The 15982-nt window shown below is 60.4% G+C and carries 17 protein-coding genes and 1 other RNA gene; 5 read left to right on the top strand and 13 right to left on the bottom strand.

Annotated features, from left to right (window positions below; all coding sequences use genetic code 11):
• Positions 1–4: 4 nt before the first annotated feature.
• The 3 genes from Q7P63_17600 to rnpB form a co-directional block, all read right to left on the bottom strand.
• Entirely contained in the window at positions 5–823 is an 819-nt protein-coding gene (locus Q7P63_17600) for a hypothetical protein (protein ID MDP0501911.1), read from the bottom strand.
• 27 nt (positions 824–850) lie between these two features.
• The gene (gene rpsT, locus Q7P63_17595; protein ID MDP0501910.1) at positions 851–1102 is read right to left on the bottom strand and encodes a 30S ribosomal protein S20; all 252 of its coding nucleotides are present in this window, start codon (positions 1100–1102) and stop codon (positions 851–853) included.
• Positions 1103–1214: 112 nt separating this feature from the next.
• Positions 1215–1581: RNase P RNA component class A (gene rnpB / locus Q7P63_17590), an RNA gene on the bottom strand.
• A gap of 134 nt (positions 1582–1715) precedes the next feature.
• Here rnpB and Q7P63_17585 point away from each other — a divergent pair.
• Positions 1716–2699 carry a hypothetical protein gene (locus Q7P63_17585; protein ID MDP0501909.1) on the top strand — a complete coding sequence of 328 codons (984 nt, stop codon included), beginning with the start codon at positions 1716–1718 and terminating at the stop codon, positions 2697–2699.
• 17 nt (positions 2700–2716) lie between these two features.
• On the opposite strand, the gene Q7P63_17580 is transcribed toward Q7P63_17585, so the two are convergent.
• The 9 genes from Q7P63_17580 to Q7P63_17540 all read right to left on the bottom strand — a co-directional run bounded on the left by Q7P63_17580 (position 2717) and on the right by Q7P63_17540 (position 12717).
• Positions 2717–3664, bottom strand: a complete 948-nt coding sequence (locus Q7P63_17580) for an AraC family transcriptional regulator (protein ID MDP0501908.1) — start codon at positions 3662–3664, stop codon at positions 2717–2719.
• Between the two features lie 225 nt (positions 3665–3889).
• Entirely contained in the window at positions 3890–5452 is a 1563-nt protein-coding gene (locus Q7P63_17575) for a hypothetical protein (GenBank protein ID MDP0501907.1), read from the bottom strand.
• A gap of 142 nt (positions 5453–5594) precedes the next feature.
• On the bottom strand, positions 5595–6356 hold the full coding sequence (locus tag Q7P63_17570; protein ID MDP0501906.1) for a hypothetical protein: 762 nt from the start codon (positions 6354–6356) through the stop codon (positions 5595–5597).
• Positions 6353–8728 (bottom strand): hypothetical protein, encoded by a 2376-nt coding sequence (locus tag Q7P63_17565; protein MDP0501905.1) that lies wholly within the window; start codon positions 8726–8728, stop codon positions 6353–6355. The genes Q7P63_17570 and Q7P63_17565 overlap by 4 nt, the downstream gene beginning before the upstream one ends.
• Positions 8729–8731: 3 nt before the next feature.
• A complete protein-coding gene (locus tag Q7P63_17560; protein MDP0501904.1) occupies positions 8732–9544 on the bottom strand; it encodes a prepilin-type N-terminal cleavage/methylation domain-containing protein in 813 nt (270 codons plus the stop codon).
• The gene (locus Q7P63_17555) at positions 9522–10046 is read right to left on the bottom strand and encodes a type II secretion system protein (GenBank protein MDP0501903.1); all 525 of its coding nucleotides are present in this window, start codon (positions 10044–10046) and stop codon (positions 9522–9524) included. The genes Q7P63_17560 and Q7P63_17555 overlap by 23 nt, the downstream gene beginning before the upstream one ends.
• Before the next feature lie 265 nt (positions 10047–10311).
• Complete coding sequence (locus Q7P63_17550; GenBank protein MDP0501902.1) at positions 10312–11139, bottom strand: ZIP family metal transporter; 828 nt, start codon at positions 11137–11139, stop codon at positions 10312–10314.
• Positions 11140–11180: 41 nt separating this feature from the next.
• Positions 11181–11699, bottom strand: coding sequence for a cob(I)yrinic acid a,c-diamide adenosyltransferase (locus tag Q7P63_17545; GenBank protein MDP0501901.1), 519 nt, complete (start codon positions 11697–11699; stop codon positions 11181–11183).
• Positions 11700–11787: 88 nt separating this feature from the next.
• Positions 11788–12717 carry a TlpA disulfide reductase family protein gene (locus Q7P63_17540; protein ID MDP0501900.1) on the bottom strand — a complete coding sequence of 310 codons (930 nt, stop codon included), beginning with the start codon at positions 12715–12717 and terminating at the stop codon, positions 11788–11790.
• Between the two features lie 116 nt (positions 12718–12833).
• Here Q7P63_17540 and Q7P63_17535 point away from each other — a divergent pair, with 116 nt between their 5' ends.
• Both Q7P63_17535 and Q7P63_17530 read left to right on the top strand, forming a co-directional pair.
• On the top strand, positions 12834–13076 hold the full coding sequence (locus tag Q7P63_17535) for a type II toxin-antitoxin system prevent-host-death family antitoxin (GenBank protein ID MDP0501899.1): 243 nt from the start codon (positions 12834–12836) through the stop codon (positions 13074–13076).
• The gene (locus tag Q7P63_17530) at positions 13066–13446 is read left to right on the top strand and encodes a type II toxin-antitoxin system VapC family toxin (GenBank protein MDP0501898.1); all 381 of its coding nucleotides are present in this window, start codon (positions 13066–13068) and stop codon (positions 13444–13446) included. The genes Q7P63_17535 and Q7P63_17530 overlap by 11 nt, the downstream gene beginning before the upstream one ends.
• Here Q7P63_17530 and prfB read toward each other — a convergent pair.
• Positions 13443–14589 (bottom strand): peptide chain release factor 2 gene (gene prfB, locus Q7P63_17525; protein MDP0501897.1). Its coding sequence is split into 2 segments (ribosomal slippage): positions 13443–14504 and positions 14506–14589, totalling 1146 coding nucleotides; the frame shifts between segments, so codons are not numbered across the junction. The genes Q7P63_17530 and prfB overlap by 4 nt on opposite strands.
• Before the next feature lie 85 nt (positions 14590–14674).
• On the opposite strand from prfB, the gene recO reads away from it, so the two are divergent.
• On the top strand, positions 14675–15196 hold the full coding sequence (gene recO / locus Q7P63_17520; GenBank protein ID MDP0501896.1) for a DNA repair protein RecO: 522 nt from the start codon (positions 14675–14677) through the stop codon (positions 15194–15196).
• 43 nt (positions 15197–15239) lie between these two features.
• A partial coding sequence (locus Q7P63_17515) for a tetratricopeptide repeat protein (GenBank protein MDP0501895.1) occupies positions 15240–15982 on the top strand: 743 nt, incomplete at its 3' end.

Here is a 15982-nt window from a genome sequence, read left to right as displayed (position 1 = left end):
TTCCTTAGCTGTAACGGCCCAGCGTTTGCAAGAGGCGCTGCCAGGCTTTGCTGGCTGGCAGTTCGAGGCGGGGTATCCCGAGCTCTTTCGGCCCTTCCAGCTCTTTCAGCCGCATGGCTGGGCCGTGCCAGAGGGGCAGTTCTTCGCGACGGCCGGGACGGTAGTCGCGCTTGAGGTCGGAAAGCATCGGCACGAGGCTGCGCGCATAGCGCTCATCGCCCAAGACCCTCAAGCCGCGCTCATAGGCGTGCAGGCAGATGTGGTCGAGGCGGTAAAAGCGCGTTTCGGCGATCCACAGGCTGTAGCGGCCGACCTTGGCCACGCGGTCAAAGCGCGTTTCGGTCTTCTTGCCGCTGGTGTGGGAGACGATCGCCTGGGCGTGCTGCCAGTGGCGGGCGACCGGGAGGTCGCAAAAAATGCTGCTTTCGCGGGGTTCCGAGACCGCCAGCAACTCAAAACGCAGCGTCCACTGCTCCGAGCCGTAGCTGTTGCGCAGCTCTTCAGCTTTCGCGTGGGTCTTGGACCACACAACGGCTCCTTCGGCCGACGGCGGGAGGATGTAGGTAGGCCGCAGCCCATCTTCCTCGATGCCAAGGCGCTGAAGCTCGGGCTTGCCGAGAACCAGCTGCGAGGCAATGGCCTCCGAGAGGCTGGGCACCCGCTGAAACCAGGGGTCGGGCTGGACCAGGATGCCGCCGGGCTTGGCCAAAACAAAGAATCCCGGAGCGTCATGCCAGATGGGCAAGCGTACCGAACGCTCACCCAGGCTGCCTTCCGGGAAACCAATGTAGCCTTGTGCCGGCTCTGACGCGCTCCACGTCATACTTGCGCGCCTGCGAGGGGGCTAAGATTAAGCACGCACTTTGGCCTGCAGGCCGCCCGTGGCCATCTTGCTCTTTTCGCGGCTCACCTTGTTGCTGTGAATCACGTTGGACTTGGCAGCCTTGTCGAGGGCGGACATGTAGGCGGCGCGATTCTCGTCGGTCGGCTCAGCAACGACCTTCTTGCGGAGGGTCTTGAGGCGGCTGACAATGCGGCGGTTACGCTCGGTGCGGCGCTCGATACGACGGACGTCTTTCTTGGAGGACTTGAGGTTGGCCATCTGAAAATTCGCTGGGAAAATGAAAAGCGAGAAAATTCACAGCAGTGGGGGCCGCTGTCAAGACCCATCGACCTGCCATTCACAAAAAGATGAGGCGACCGCCCCCGGCGGGGGCTCTTTAGCGTCATAAGCCGGATTCTGTCGCGCGCGCACGTTGCCCTGCCTGCGCTGGCCTCCATTTATCTAAGCGACTCACCCGGGATCGTAAGGCGGGCCACCTGATCCCCTATTTGGTCTTGCACCGGAATGGGTTTACCGTGCCCCGAGGCCGTTACCGGTCGGGCGGTGGGCTCTTACCCCACCCTTTCACCCTTACCGGCTGGCGTGGGCCAACCGGCGGTTTGCTTTCTGTTGCACTGGCCGTCACGGCGGCGTCTCCCCCGCCGTGCCCCGGCTTTCACCGGGAATCCTGCCCTATGGTGTCCGGACTTTCCTCCCCGACCCACCGAAGCGGGCGGAGCGGAGGCCTGACGCTAAAGAACCGCCGCCATGAGAGGGCATCGCACCCTCCCTGACAAGTAAATCCCGCGCTCCAGCGGCCCCGCCGGTTCACAAAATCCTGCTTGGCGGTTGCACTTGGCCGTCCGCCTGTTCCTATAATGCCCGTTTCCCCATGGATGCTCTGTTTATCTCCCTCTACGAGCAGGTGGGCCACTTCGGCTTTCTCTGTATCGTAATCGCTATCAGCCTGTTTCTTTGCTTTGCGGCCATCCCCTTCACGACCGACTGGATGGTCGACTCGGCAGCGGGGCTGGCGGGCAAATACTGGGGGGCCAACCAGCGCACTCTCGTCATCAACGCTTCGACGAACAACCCGGAGCTGTTCTCGATGTTGACGGCGTTCGCGCTGCTGCAGTTGGGCGGGATCGCCAATCCGCTGGGGAGCAACTTTGCCAATATCTACCTGATGTATTTGATCGCCCCCCTCTTCGTAATGCTGAGGTGGGTGCTGACCGGCAAGGGCAGCCGCGTGAAGGCTCTGATCCAGCTGGCGGGGCGGGAAAAGCGCCTCGTAGCCTGGCATGCGGGGGTCAGCATCATGCTGTTTCTCTTTTCCTCCTTTGCCTACTGGTGCCTCACCGGCACCGACCAATTCAACCTGCTGCCGCCCTCGGAAGGGTATCGCGGTGCGCCGTGGCTATTGCTGGCGGCGGGAGTGTGCGGCATCGGGATCGGCATCTTCATGGTGCTCGAGCGTGGGCTGAAGCGGAAGCGGCCGGAGTTGTTCGACGAGATCAACAGCGAGCGGCACGACCCGAGCTGGCTCAAGTTCACGCTCGGCACCGTTGGCCTGGTCGCCAGCACCTTCCTGATGAATGGGGTCTTTCTCGCTGTCTCCCAGATCTACCATGCGGCGCTCGTGGGGATCTTCGGCAGCGCGATCTTTGCTGGCATCCACTATTTTGTCGCCAGCATCCTCACCTCGCTACCCGAGACCAAGGTGGCGACGGACAACCTCCAGCACGGGACTTCCGCCGATCTCAATACCGCTCTGGCTGCCTGCAGCTACTCCAGCGGGGTCAACCTCGCCCTGGGCGTGCTCGGTTGCCTCATCGCGGGCATCATGCTGCTGCTGGGGGTTCAATACAGCGTCTAGGCACCGCTGGCTCTCCGCTATTCGGCGGCGAGCATCTCCCCCACCCCTTTGACGCTAATGCGTTCGCGCAGAGTGCGCTCTTGCTTGCGGTAAGCGTGGGGGCTGCAGCCGATGTATTGCCGGAAGACGCGCGCGAAGTAGTTGGGGTCGCTGAAGCCGCAGATGCGAGCCACGTCCTTGACGGAGCGGTCCGTCTCGATCAGGGCGTTCATGGCGTAGCGCAGGCGCGTCTTGGTGATGTAGTCGGTCAGTTTCTCGCCGGCCTTCTGGTGGAAGAGGCGCGAGAGATAGTTGGGGTTACAGCCGAGCTGCTCGCTGAGGAAGCCGACGCTGAGGTCGGAATTCGACAGGTTTTCGCTGATGATCCACTTGCTCTGCACCACCTTGGCCGAGTCGCTGGCCTCGGTAAACGATTCCGTCTCCAACACGTCGACAAGCAGGCAGAGCACCCCTTGCATCAGGCCGCGCACCGATTGGCGGGAGCGCGAAGTGGCGGCCTGCTGCAGCACAGCGATCAGCTCGAGGTTTTGCACCAGCGCGCTGAAGCGGTCCGTCCAGAACAGGAAGCGCTCTGCCACTGCGGGTACGCCCGGGGCCGACTCTTGCCCGAGGTGGACCGAGACGTTGCCGTTAAAGAAGCCGACCACAAGGTTGCCGAATGGGCGCTCTGCCTCGTGGGCAATCGTCTCCGCATGGGGCACCCCGGCAGGCACGAGCGCAATCTCACCGGGGCCGACGGAAACACTGCCGCCCGGGGTATCGAAAACCGTAGTGCCCTGCACCTGGAGGAACAGTTCGGGCTGGAAATGGAAAACGCGGGAAGCGGTGGCTTCCAGCCGTTGGGCCGCCGCACAGTCCGGCACCCGCAAGATCACTTCCTGCGCCGTCCATCGCTGCAGATAGTCCTGAAAGATGGCGCGAAAACAGTCGAGACCAACCGGGGTCGACGAAGGTAGACCTTTCATGGGGTAGGAGTGGAAATGTTGGGGTAAGGAGCCCTTGATGGTGGGGCGTTGGAACGGATTCTCTTACGTAAAGGTAACAAATGGGTAACAGCATACATAGCCCTGTTTTATCGGAGGGCCAGCGTTTTCGGCTTCACCTGCACACAATCGTAAGGATTTGAGACCACAAAAAAGCCTCCCACGATGGGGAGGCTGTAAAGCAGGGGCGCAGGGGCTGGCGCAGCGTTATTCAATCGGCGCGCGCGGGCTCGCCAAGCGCACGAAGACGGCAGCGTCGCCAGTGCCCACGGTCTCGAAGCTGAGGTTGCCGTCCTGGTCGGGGCGCACGCGGGCATCTTCGGACCAGTCCTGGAGATTGGTAGAGATTTCCACCGGGTAATCGGCGAGCGGCACCTGCACATCGGCCGTCCACTGCACCTTGCCTTCGCCCAGCAGCGCCGGCGAGAGCTTCGCTTGAGAAACGACGGTTTCCGGCGTCGGCTCCATCAGCGTGCGGCGGAAATAGCTGTTCATGGCGTTGAGGATGTTATGCTCCAACGGCATACGGTGGGCCAACGGCTCGACATCGTCTTCGTAGTATTCGAACTCGACGCCCAGATCCGTCAGGCGCTCGCGCAGCACGTCCATCTGGTGCCAGGCGTGCTCGTCGTCCTTGTTGATCGTGAGGAAAAGCGGGATGCCGGGGTCTCCTTCAAGGTAGTCGATCGCGCCTTGGTCCTTCCAGCGCTCGAGGTTGGTCTCGATCGGCCCCCAGTTCTGCGTGTAGAGGCCACCCGGAGCAGCCTTGCCATCGGATTCCAAGAGGTCGATGTAAGTGAAACGGCCCGACATGATGACGGCCCCTTGGACGTGGCGGTCGACGTCAGGGTGCTTCGATTTGGTGATCTGCTCGTAAGAAAAGGTCAGCTTGGAGGTCGCGCTGAGATAGACATCCCACTCCGTCTCATCCGCCGTAGTTACCCCCATGAGGGCGACACCACTTCCCCGAGAAAAGCCCATCGTGGCAATGCGGCCATTGAGAGGCAGATTCTCTGCTTGCGCACGGAAGGTCTGGATCGACGCCAACACAGCCAGAGCGCTTTGCGGCATGGGATCAAGACCACTGTAGCCCCCCACCACTGGGTGGTCGGCCATCGCGACGGCAAAGCCTTCGCTGGCCTGGGCCGGGAGGATTGTGTCGTGGCAGAAGGCGAGCGAGAAGTTGCCCATGCGGTTCACGTTGTCGGCCGAGTACTCGATGATGCCGCCCACCGGCATGGCAGGATCCGACGGGTAGATGATGTCCATCGCGCGACCCTCGGTATCATATTCCACATCACGCAAGAGGCGGCAGCCTTCGGGCACGATAAAGATATGGGCGTGGTCGAGCGCGTGAGGCGTCGGGAACTGGTGCTGGCTAGGGTCGCTTTGGCTGGAGTCGGCGAGGATTTGATCGCGGATGTTGAAGAGGTCGCGATTGAAGAAGGGAACGCGCGCCTTGGCGTGGTCGGCGTAATCCAACGTGATGACCGCCATCCCTTGATCGAGAAAACTCTCGATAATCGTCTCGTCGGCTTCGCGTCCAACGCGCGGGGCGGACAGGTTTTGCAGGTAGATGACGGTGGCCAGAGTTGCATTGGCGGCGGTGCCGTCGGGCACGATCTCGGTGCGGGCGATCATCTGCCCGGTCACCTCGCTTTGCCAAGGCTCAATCTCCGTCACCACGGCGGCAGAGAGTTGAGCGGCAAAGGCCAGGGTAGCAGCCGTCCACGAAAACAAACGGGAAATAGAAACTGGGGAGTTTTTCATGAAATAGGATGAGGCTTCACCATAGGACAAATCTCAGCTGCTGACCAGATTTTTATCGACGTAGCCAAATGATAAAAATGCGGAAGCTTCACATTAACAATCATTTGTAGCTACGCCCACCTAACGTTCGGACTCGACAGGTCTACTCCTCAAGCCACTTTGCTTCGTTGAGCAACGCGGCCCGCTCCCCCGGGGTAACGCGGCGGCAGTCGAGGGGGTATTCCACGTAGAGCGGCTTGAGCGCGCCCATCGCGAGGGTCCGAAAGGCTTCGTAGTGGACGGCGGGCGCTTCGACTCGGATCAGGAAGGCGTAGCGCTCGTTGAACGTGATGTAGTCGCACACCATGCGCTGGAGCTGGCCCCCTTGCGGAGTATCCACAAAGCCGTATTCGAAGAACTGGGCCGGATTGCTGAGGAAGGTGGTCGACTCCACCTTGCCGTCCATCGGGCCGTTGATGACGACGAGGTAGCTGTCCTTGGCTTGGGTGACGACCGTCTTGGCGTGGGCAAACAAGGTGCCGAGCAGGTCTCCCCGCGCCACCTTGTCCACCGGGTAGGCGGCGAGCCGCAGACGCGAATCAGGGTAAGACGGGAGGGTGCATTGCCAGGACCACGCACCTCCGCCGGGCTGGAACTGCAATGGGGTGCGCAGCGCGCCGAGATCCATCAAAAGACGGTATTCCGGCAGGCTGCCAACCAGCATGCGGGCGGGATAGCCATCCAGCTCTCGCTCTTCCTGCGTGATCGGGATGGCCAGGGCCTGCGCCGGCCACGCGAGGGCTGGGGCGCTGATCTCACGATATTCCTTCACCACGGCGGGGTCGTAGGCCGGGGCCTCGGCCGTGAGCTGCAAGGCGGCCCCAAAGGCCAGCCCGGCGATCAACAAGTGCTTCTTGAGGCTCATAATCCAGTCCTGATCGCGGCCACCTCGTCGGCCCAGAGGCGGGGTGCGATTTCGCGGTAAAAGGCTGGGCCGGACACCGGGGTGATGGGCGTCAGCGGAGGCATGCGCGTATTGAACATGGTGTTGTAACCAAAGAGGCGGTCCGGCGGCCAGTAGACGTTGGAATTACCATGCCAGTGCTCTTCGGCCACCTCGGAGTCGAAGAGGCAGACTTGGGAGCCGCGGATCGCGAGGTCTCGGTGGTCGGACAAATAGTAGCCCCAGTCTTCGAGGTAGCGGATGAAGTTGGCCATCGACCCACTGTAGCCGGAGCCGGTCGAGGTCTCGCGGTAAGAGGGCGCGAAGCCCGTCAGGATCGCGGCAGAGATTTCGGTATGCGCGGCGGGGCGATCCTGGTGAGCCTTCTTGCTCCGGTAGGCGTTGTTGTTCGCCTCCCAGTTACTGGAAAGGATCGTCACCGCGTCGGCCACGAGGGAGGCGGGGGCTTCCGTCGTGCGGTCGGGCTTGCTGTTGGAATCGGCGGTAATGGTGCCGTTGGCGTTAAAGTGGCCCGCCACATACATGGCGTTGTTGGTGGCAATGGTCAGCCCTTCCTTCGGCAGATACTCGCCGTTATGGACATACAGGCCGTAGTTTTTGATCGAGGGCTGCACGCCGTCCGCCGCCGGCCCCGAGGAGCCGGTGCGCGGGTTGGTCTTGGCCACGGGAAACTCGACATAGACGCCGCCGTTCCACCAGCCGTTGTTGTCCGTGAGGCTACTCGCCCCCGGGTCCTGGGTAAATTTGGTGCCACTGGCCGAGGCATGGCCGTCCGTCAATTCCCGGAGGCGACCGACGTTGAGCTTGACCAGATTGACGCCTTCTTCGCGGCGGTTGTCGTAGAGGCCAGAGGTCACATAACCGGTTTCCTGAGTCACCCATTTGCCGTTTTTCTTTACGGTCTGCGTCTCAGGGGTGTAGGGGACGACTTCCACCAGGCCGCTGGGCAGGCCGACCGAGGTGAGCTTGGGCGTGCCGTCGCCATTGTAAACGAGGTTGCCGTTGCTGTCGCGGGCAGGCGTCCAGTAGCTCACCTTCATGTTGGTGGGGTCGACTTCGTAGGTGGTGTTGGCCCCTACCGTTTTTTCCTCCAGCTTGATGATGAGGTTGGCCTTGTAGGAGTATTTGTTCTGTTCGCGCACGCGGTTCTTCTGCGCAAGCTCTGCATTGGTCGCCGAATTGAAGGCCGGGTCGTTATTATTACGCAGCGGCTGGATGATCTGGTAGGCGGTGTTGACGTATTGGTCGGACTTCGGGTTCTTGACGAAATTGTAGGTGTCCATCCCCGGAACGCTCATCTGCTGCACATTGTGCGCCTGCGTCTTGAGCATGCCGTCCCAGTTATACAGCGAGATGTTGTACCAGTCCTTGTCGTTCTCGTTGTATTTGCGATCCATCCAGGAGAGGTAGCCCTCCGCGTTATCGGTAAAGGTGTCGCGAGAATTCTGAAGCGACGCGTAGCTGCGGGCATTGCCGTAGATATCGGTCGGGATCTTCAAGGCGTTCGTCTTGTAGGTCGTACCAGCGATCGTCTTGGTGTAGTTGTCCTTCGTCGTATTGTAAAAGACGCCTTTGGCATTGGGAAACGCCACATAACCGCCCCAGGTGTCGCCATAGTAATCGTCGTCGAGGAAGCGACCCCGCACCAGCGTCATGGGAGCGTAAATGTGCAGCGAGCCCAAGTCGCCACGCGTGGACTGCATGAAGTCGCCGTTGATGTAAATCGGCGCACCGATCACCGTAAGGTCTGCACCGGCGGAGGACTCCATCTTCTGGTTGAAAAACATGGAGAACCCGAACAGCGGCGAAGCGAGCAGCTCGTAGCTGGCCTCGGCGTAGACGGTCACCTTGGTGTCCATCGGCCCCACCAGTGTTACCTTGGCGTAGATGGGGACGTCTTGCGCCGAGACGGTGCTGCCGAGCAACTGGCGCGTTTCCCGGCCGGGAATATCGGGGTCGATAAAGTGAAAAACGGGCGCTTTCAGCCGGTCGATCACCACCTCGGTTTCGGCTCGCACGAGCGTGGCGCGCAGGTGAGGGTCGAGGCACTTCTCCAGCTCTTCGTAAGGCACGGTGACAGAGGGTGACGTGCCCGGGAGCGTGTTGATACCGTTCTCGAAAAAGGCCGACAACTGCAGGCTGGCCATGCGGACGAGGGACTCGTTGATCAGGCGGGCCTGATTGCGCATGATCTGCTGCTGGTTGAGCACCATCTGGTGCCGCTGAATCGCCAGCGCATTCCAGATGAGGCTCCCAAATATCCCGGCAAAAATCAGCACCAGGATGTAGATCGAGCCGCGACGGCGGCGAAAGGAGAAGCGTTTGGACGGCATCGGTTAACCTTGGCGCTGGAATGAGTAGTTAAAGGTATTCGAGACGATATCGTGCCCCCCAAACTTGGAGGCCGTCTGCTGCAGACCGGAGCTGTGGATAACGCCAAAGGCCATCGTGACGACTCCGTTGGCGCGTAAAATGAATGCATGGTCGATCGAAAAGTCCGAATTGGCGTCGATGGTCACGACCACCCGAGGGTTGGGGTCCTTGAGCACTTCAGCCACATAGTCGATCGTCTGCGTAAAGCGGGCGGGCTGCTCGATCTCGGAAGCCGGGGAGAAATTTTTTACCGCCGGGTTGCGCAGCCAGACTTCCTTGGAGGTTGCGCCGGGCTCAGGGGCCGGGGGCGCCTCGACTTCGTAGCGCAGCACGTTGTAGGCGACGACCTCCCCCGCATCGTTCTTCAAGGGGTTTTCGCGATCCACGCCATAGGCCACCAGTCGGGTGATGGCGAGGTGCGCCGGGGTCGTGGTGTAGCGCGGCTCGACATGCATCAACACGAGGAAGCTGCCTCCTTTGTCGAGCGACAGCTTGTCATTATCTTCATCCCGGTCGGCTGTGAGCATCGACGGGAAGAGATACAGGGCGTGCGTGCTCGAAATGTCCCTCCCCAGCCCTTCTGCCAGCTCTTGCGCGCTTTGCGAAAAGTTGGAGCGGGCCGTACTCGCATAGTAGATCGACGTCACCTCCACCAGAAAAGTACCGACCATAACCGAAAGGAGCGCGAAAAGGCCCCCGGCGACCAGTATCTCCAGTAGCGTAAAGCCTTTGCGGGAAGTCCGGCGGGCAGGATCAGGGTTCAGCGGATTTTTCATCGACGGTGCGTATGGTGCTGATCGAACTCTGCTTTTCCTCACCGGTGTAAGCCGAGTCGTAGGTGTAAAAGATCGTGACGCGGATCGCGGAATAGCCGGGAACAAGCTCGGCCTGCATGCTAAGGTTCACCTCGTTTTCGGCCTCTGACACGCGGCTGCCGCTACGAGTGATCGTTACAAAAGAAGCGGTCACAACGGAGCCGTCGTTTTGAAACGAGAAGGTGTTGCCCTGGGAATCGTAAGCCAGCAGCACGACCTCGGGGTTACCTGTCGCCGTCAAAAGCTGATCGTAGGGATAGGACGAGACCTGCTGGAGCACACTCATGGCGAGGGAATTGGCAGCCATGGCGCGCGACTGCTCCTCCGTGCCCTTGAAATATTCCATGGCCGAAAGCGTCACGCCAAGCGCCAGCACGGCAAAGACGGCAAAGCCGATCGCTACCTCGACCAAGGTAAAAGCGCGGCGGGAGTGGGTAATGCCAGCAGGGATTCGCAGGTGCATGGATCAGCAACGGAAATAACACTCAGCAGGGGCCTGAATACACCCGGTTTTGCAACCCGGGGACAGCCTAAGGACAAGGCCTTCACCTTGTATATATCGACCAAAAGGAGCAAGAGCTAAAGGCTCGTGTCGATCCCTCATGCCAAGGCTTCAAAAAACTGCATCCCACTGATGTGCAACCCCTAGAACGTCGCCCAGCTGTCACGACCTCGTAGCAAAGATATCGCTACGTGAAGATACTTTCCTTCGATCCCCTTGCGTGGAATCAGCCCAGTGCGACATCGAGCAACATCATCAGCGCAAAGCCTCCCAGCGCGCCCAATGTCGCCAAATCGGTATTGCCGTGCGCCTGAGATTCGGGGATCAGCTCTTCCACCACCACAAACACCATGGCCCCGGCGGCAAAGGCCAGCGCGTAGGGCAAGACTGGGCTCACGGCCACTACAGCCACAGCGCCAAGGACTGCAGCCACTGGCTCCACGACGCCTGAAAGCTGACCATACCAGAAGCTCTTGCCTCGCGACATCCCCTCCCCGCGCAAGGGCATGGCCACCGAGGTGCCTTCGGGGAAGTTTTGCAGGCCGATGCCCAAGGCCAGCGCGAGGGCTGTTCCCAACGAGTTACCGAGCACGGTGCCCCCCTCTTGTGCGACGGAGCCAAACGCCACCCCTACCGCCAGACCCTCCGGGATGTTGTGTAGCGTGATTGCCGTGACCAGTAAAGTAGCGCGCCGCCAGGAAACGGAGGGCCCCTCGGGGGTTTTCGAACCGATGTGCAAGTGGGGCAAGAGGCTATCGCCAATGCGCAGGAAGGCCCCGCCCAGCAGGAAGCCAACCACGGCGGGCAACCACCCGGGGACGCCCTGCCCCTCCGCAATCTCGATCGCCGGGGCCAGCAGCGACCAAAAGCTGGCCGCCAGCATCACGCCCGCGGCAAAGCCCATCATCGCGTCGAGCAGGCGCTGGTTGACGCCGCGAAAGAGAAAGACGAGCGACGCCCCCAGAGCAGTGATCGACCATGTGAACAGCCCCGCCAGGAGCGCTTGCCACACCGGGCTCAAGTCGCGAAACCACTCTGCGAGGCTCGTCCACATGCCCCACCTTAACCGGGGACGCGCAGAATGCCAGCGGCAGGCTACATCTCGATGCCGACGCGCGCCGGCACCTTTTGCTGGTAATAGTGCTTCACCTCGCGCATCTCCGTCACCAGATCGGCGCGCTCGATGACCACCGGATCGACGTTGCGGCCGCTCATCACCAGCTCCGTCCCCAGCGGTTTCACGTCGAAGAGCTCCAGTTGCTGCTCGACGCTCAGCAGCTCGAACCACACGGCCATGTTGATCTCATCGAGGATCACGAGGTCGTACTCCCCACTGGTGAGCGCCGCGCGGCCCTTGGCATACCCGGCTTGGGCAAGAGCGCGCTGCTCGTCGGTCTGCTTGCCCTTGCGGCACCAGCCCGGGTCGCCGTATTGCTCCAGCTTTACCCCGGGCAGGTATTGGACCGACTTCAGCTCGCCGTAATCCTGGCCCTTCATGAACTGGCCGATGTAGACGCGCATCCCGCGCCCGCAGGCCCGTAAGGTCAAGCCCAGGCAAGCGGTGGTCTTCCCTTTGCCATTGCCGGTGTAGATTTGCACATAGCCTCGTTCCATAAAGGCGATGCTATAAATCTACCTTATCCAAGAAAAGGATAATATAAGAAAATCGCCGCTCCATAAAAAGAAGCGGCGAGAGGAGAAATCAGTCTTCGAGCGTGACGCCCAGCTTGGCGAGCGCATCACCGAGGGCCTCATCCATCGGGTGCCCGTTGTAGAGCACCTTACCCTCGGGGCTCAGCAGCACCATGCGGGGGATCGAGTCGATATACAGTTCTCCGCTCAGCTCCGGTACTTCGGCCTCGACCAGCCACGGCATGTCCATCCCGTGCTGCTCCTGGGTCTGCTTGGCCTTGTTCAGGGGGTCTTCCTCGTCGGTGTTCATACCGGCGACGTAGATGCCTTGGGCGGAGAGGCTGGCCGCGCGCTGCTTCAGCTCGGGCATCAGGCGGATGCAGGGGCCACACCAGCTGGCCCAGAAGTCGAGCAATACCGCCTTCTTGCCTTCGGCCAGGCTGGCAAGGCTCACGGGGTTGCCCTCCAGATCGCGGACCTCGTAGCTCATGTCGATGCTGAGGTTTTCCATCGCGGCCTTCTGAATGTCTTCAAAGCGCATTTGCAGCACGATCTGGTCGATGCCAAAGCTCGTGACCCACTGCGGCCAGAGCCAGAACGACTTCTTCGTGTGCGTCTCGAAGGCCTCCATGTCGCTGTCGCGGTAGGCGCGGAAAGCCTTCAGCGCCTCGATCAAGCCTTCCAGCTGATCGCGCGAGGCAAAGCTGGACTGCGGACTGTATTCGATCTCGTCCATCGCCGCCTCCAAGTCGCCCAACATCGCCAGCAGGCCGTTGGCGTCGCCTTGGCGCATCAGGTAGAGCACACGGGCCGCCGCCAGCTCACCCTTGGCCACCCCGGCCTCTTGCGCTGCATCGTAGGCGCTCATGAAGTCGCCCTCCGGGTTGCTCGCCGCTTCACGCAGCGTCTCAAGGGCCTCGACCGTCGGCTGATCCTGCGCCACCAGAAAAGCGGGTGTCGCCGCCGCCAACAAAAAGAAGGGTATCAATCGCTTGGACATGCCCCGCAGCCTGCGTCAGGACTCAGCGCAGCGCAATGGCGAAAGTGGGGGAGCTTGCAGCCTGATTGACAATGCTGAAGATGTAATGCACAGTTGTTGTGCACACCTGAGACCTGATGGAAGCAAATCTGATGGACCTGCGCCGCCATCCCGGCAAAATTCTCGACGCCCTAAAACGTCGCGAGCGCGTCATCCTCTCCAAAAGAGGAGAGCCTGTCGGTGAGATCATTCCAATTGACAGTGCCAAACAGGAAGTGGAAGTAACCGAACATCCTGCCTTTGGTATGTGGAAAGACCAAGAGCAGCCGGTAGAAGAAGTCGTGCGGAAGATGCGCAAAAGCCGCTTCAATGATCTTTGATACCGACGTCCTGATCTGGTGCTTCCGAGGTAATTCAAAAGCGGCTGAAGCTATCCGTGCGGCAACCTCCCGCGCAATTTCCGCCGTTACGTTGATGGAGTTGCACCAAGGTGCCCGCAACAAGCAAGAACAGAAGCAGATTGGCAAATTTCTCCGCGAACTGTCTTTCTCTGTTCTACCTTTGTCGGAGAATATCAGCCATCGCGCGTGTATATACGTCGAGGAGTATTCGCTATCAGACTCTCTCGAAATGGCCGATGCTCTCATCGCCGCGACCGCCGTTGAATACCGTCACACCGTTTTGACGGGAAACGGCAAACACTATCGGATGATCACAGAAATAGACCTCGAAGTGTTCCGTAAGGATTAATCCTCGATCTGGATATCCTTGTTGCGGCGGACGGGGCAGCCGGCGCGGAGCCAGGCGTGGATGAAGCGGTTGATGTCGCCGTCCATCACGTCCTGGATGTTGGAGGTGTCGACGCCAGTGCGGAGGTCCTTGACCATCTGGTAGGGTTGGAAAACGTAGGAGCGGATCTGGTTTCCCCAGCCGATTTCCCCTTTTTCGGAGTAAGTGCGGTCGGCGTCGGCCTTCTGCTTGTCTTCTTCGATCTGGTAGAGTTTGGCTTTGAGTAATTCCCAGGCGAGCTCGCGGTTGCGGAGTTGGGAACGTTCCTGTGTCGAGCGAATGACGATGCCGGTCGGCTTGTGCTTCAGGATGACGGCCGTTTCCACTTTATTGACGTTCTGGCCACCGGCACCTCCGGAGCGGGCGGTCTGGATCTCGACGTCGGAGTCGGGAACTTCGATTTTAATGTCGTTCGAGATTTCCGGCGTGACGTCGATGGCGGCAAAGGAGGTGTGCCGCTTGCCGGCGGAGTCGAAGGGCGAAATGCGCACGAGTCGGTGGACGCCGCGCTCGGCCTTGAGGTAGCCGTAGGCGTAAGGGCCTTCGATCTTCAGGGAGGCGTAGGAAATGCCCGCGCCCTCACCCTCGGCGTAGTCCGTGGTGGTGACGGTGAAGTCGTTTTGCTCGGCCCAGCGCGTGTACATCCGCAGCAGCATCGAAGCCCAGTCGCAGGCCTCCGTTCCCCCCGCGCCGGCCTGGATCGTGAGGTAGGCGTTGTTGGGGTCGGATTGGCCGTCAAGTAGGGTGAGGAGCTCGAAGGCTTCGAGGTCTTTCGAGACTTTCTGATAGAGCGCGTTCGCTTCCTGGGCGGAATCGAGGTCGTCGAATTCCTGGGCCAGCTCGATGGCGGCCGTGAGGTTCCCGAAGCGTTTTTCGAGATCGAGAAAGGGGTTGAGCTTGCGCTTGATGGCGTTGGCCTCGCCGACGACGCCCTGGGCTTTTTCCGAATCATCCCAGAAGCTGGGTTCGGTCATTTTGGCTTCCAGAGCTTCCAGCTCGCTGGTGATGGTGGGGACGTCAAAGATACCTCCTGAGTTCCGACAGGCGACTCTTGAGAGAGTCGGTGTCGACCGCCAGGAGGTCCGCGATAGTTTGATCTGACATGTGGAGACGAGGCATAGGGGCGGGCGCGGGCGGGGTCAATTTTTTTGTGATGAAATTCGCGGAGAATTAGCGTGGAATGCACGGTATGGAAGCCGACCGGGGAACGATCATTCGCTTGCGCAAGCTGACGGATAGCAGCTTGATCGTGAGTTGGTTGACAGAGGGGGCGGGCCTGGTGCGCATGGTTGCCAAGGGGGCGCGGCGGACGCGGGGGCCCTTCGCCGGGAAGCTGGATTTGTTTGTCGAGGCCGATGTGCAGTGGGCGCGGGCGCGGCGCGGGGATTTGCACTACCTGCGGGAGGTCGCGGTGCGGGATTACCGCTTGCCTTTGCGGAATCGCTACCGGGCGACGCTGGTGGCGAGTTATTTCGGCTTTTTGGTCGAGGAAATGGTCGAAGAGGATTTTCCGGTGCCGGAGGTGGCGGATTTACTGGGGCGGGCGCTGGACTTTTTACAGGAGAAGGATGCGGGGATGAAGGAACTGCTCTTTTTTGAAAGTGAGCTTGCCAAAATCGCGGGATCTGATGGATTTAAGGCACAGGAGGTCAAGGACTTGGGTGAGAAATCAGGCTTTCGGGCGCGCTGCGTGAAAATGCTTGCCGAGTGATTTCTTACTGGATATATCCGTAACTACAACGTAACTTCATCACATGTTCAACGCACACAGCAAGGAATCGGGCACCACGAACTTACTCCATATGTTGGAAAGTCGGGTCGAATCTCTCATCGAAAAAGGCCGCTTCGAGGAAGCCCGGGAAACGGCGGAGGCCGCGGTGAGTAAAGCGCGTTCCTTGCATGCGTCGGGCGATAACGGGATCGTGGAACTGGCTCTCTCTCTGGAGGTCATGGGGGATTTGCTGCGCCAGTCCGGAGACTATCACGAAGGGCGCGAAGCCTACGAAGAGGCCTTGGAATTGCTGCGCAAACAACGGGCGAACCACGAGCAGCGCGGCCGCGTGAGCGCGAGCCTGGCCGTTTTGAATGACCTTGATGACATGCCGGCCGAGGCCAAGCGATTTTACGAACGGGCCATTGCCCACTTCCGCCGTCTTGACCCGCCCGCTTTGCTGGATATCGCGGATTTGAGCAACAACCTGGCGTTTTTTTACGACGCTGAAGGGAATTTCGAAGAGGCGGAAGGCCTCCTGCTCGAAGCTTTGAAAATCTCTCACGAAGAGCTGGGCAGTGAGCACGAACAGACCGGACTCGTCTGTAACAATTTGGGGGGGCTTTACTACCGTTATGGTCAGTTTGAGCAAGCGCGTGAGATGCACATGATGGCGCTCGATGCCCGTTTGGCTTCGCTCGGCGAAAAACATGCCGATACCGCGCAGTCCTATGCCAACCTCGCTTTGGTGCATGCCACGATGGAAAATCGCGAACGGGCGCAGAA

This window comes from Verrucomicrobiota bacterium JB022 (assembly GCA_030673845.1).
Lineage (GTDB): Bacteria > Verrucomicrobiota > Verrucomicrobiia > Opitutales > Oceanipulchritudinaceae > WOUP01.
Note: the sequence above shows the minus strand (reverse complement) of the source record. Positions and strands in the feature narration are given on the sequence as shown.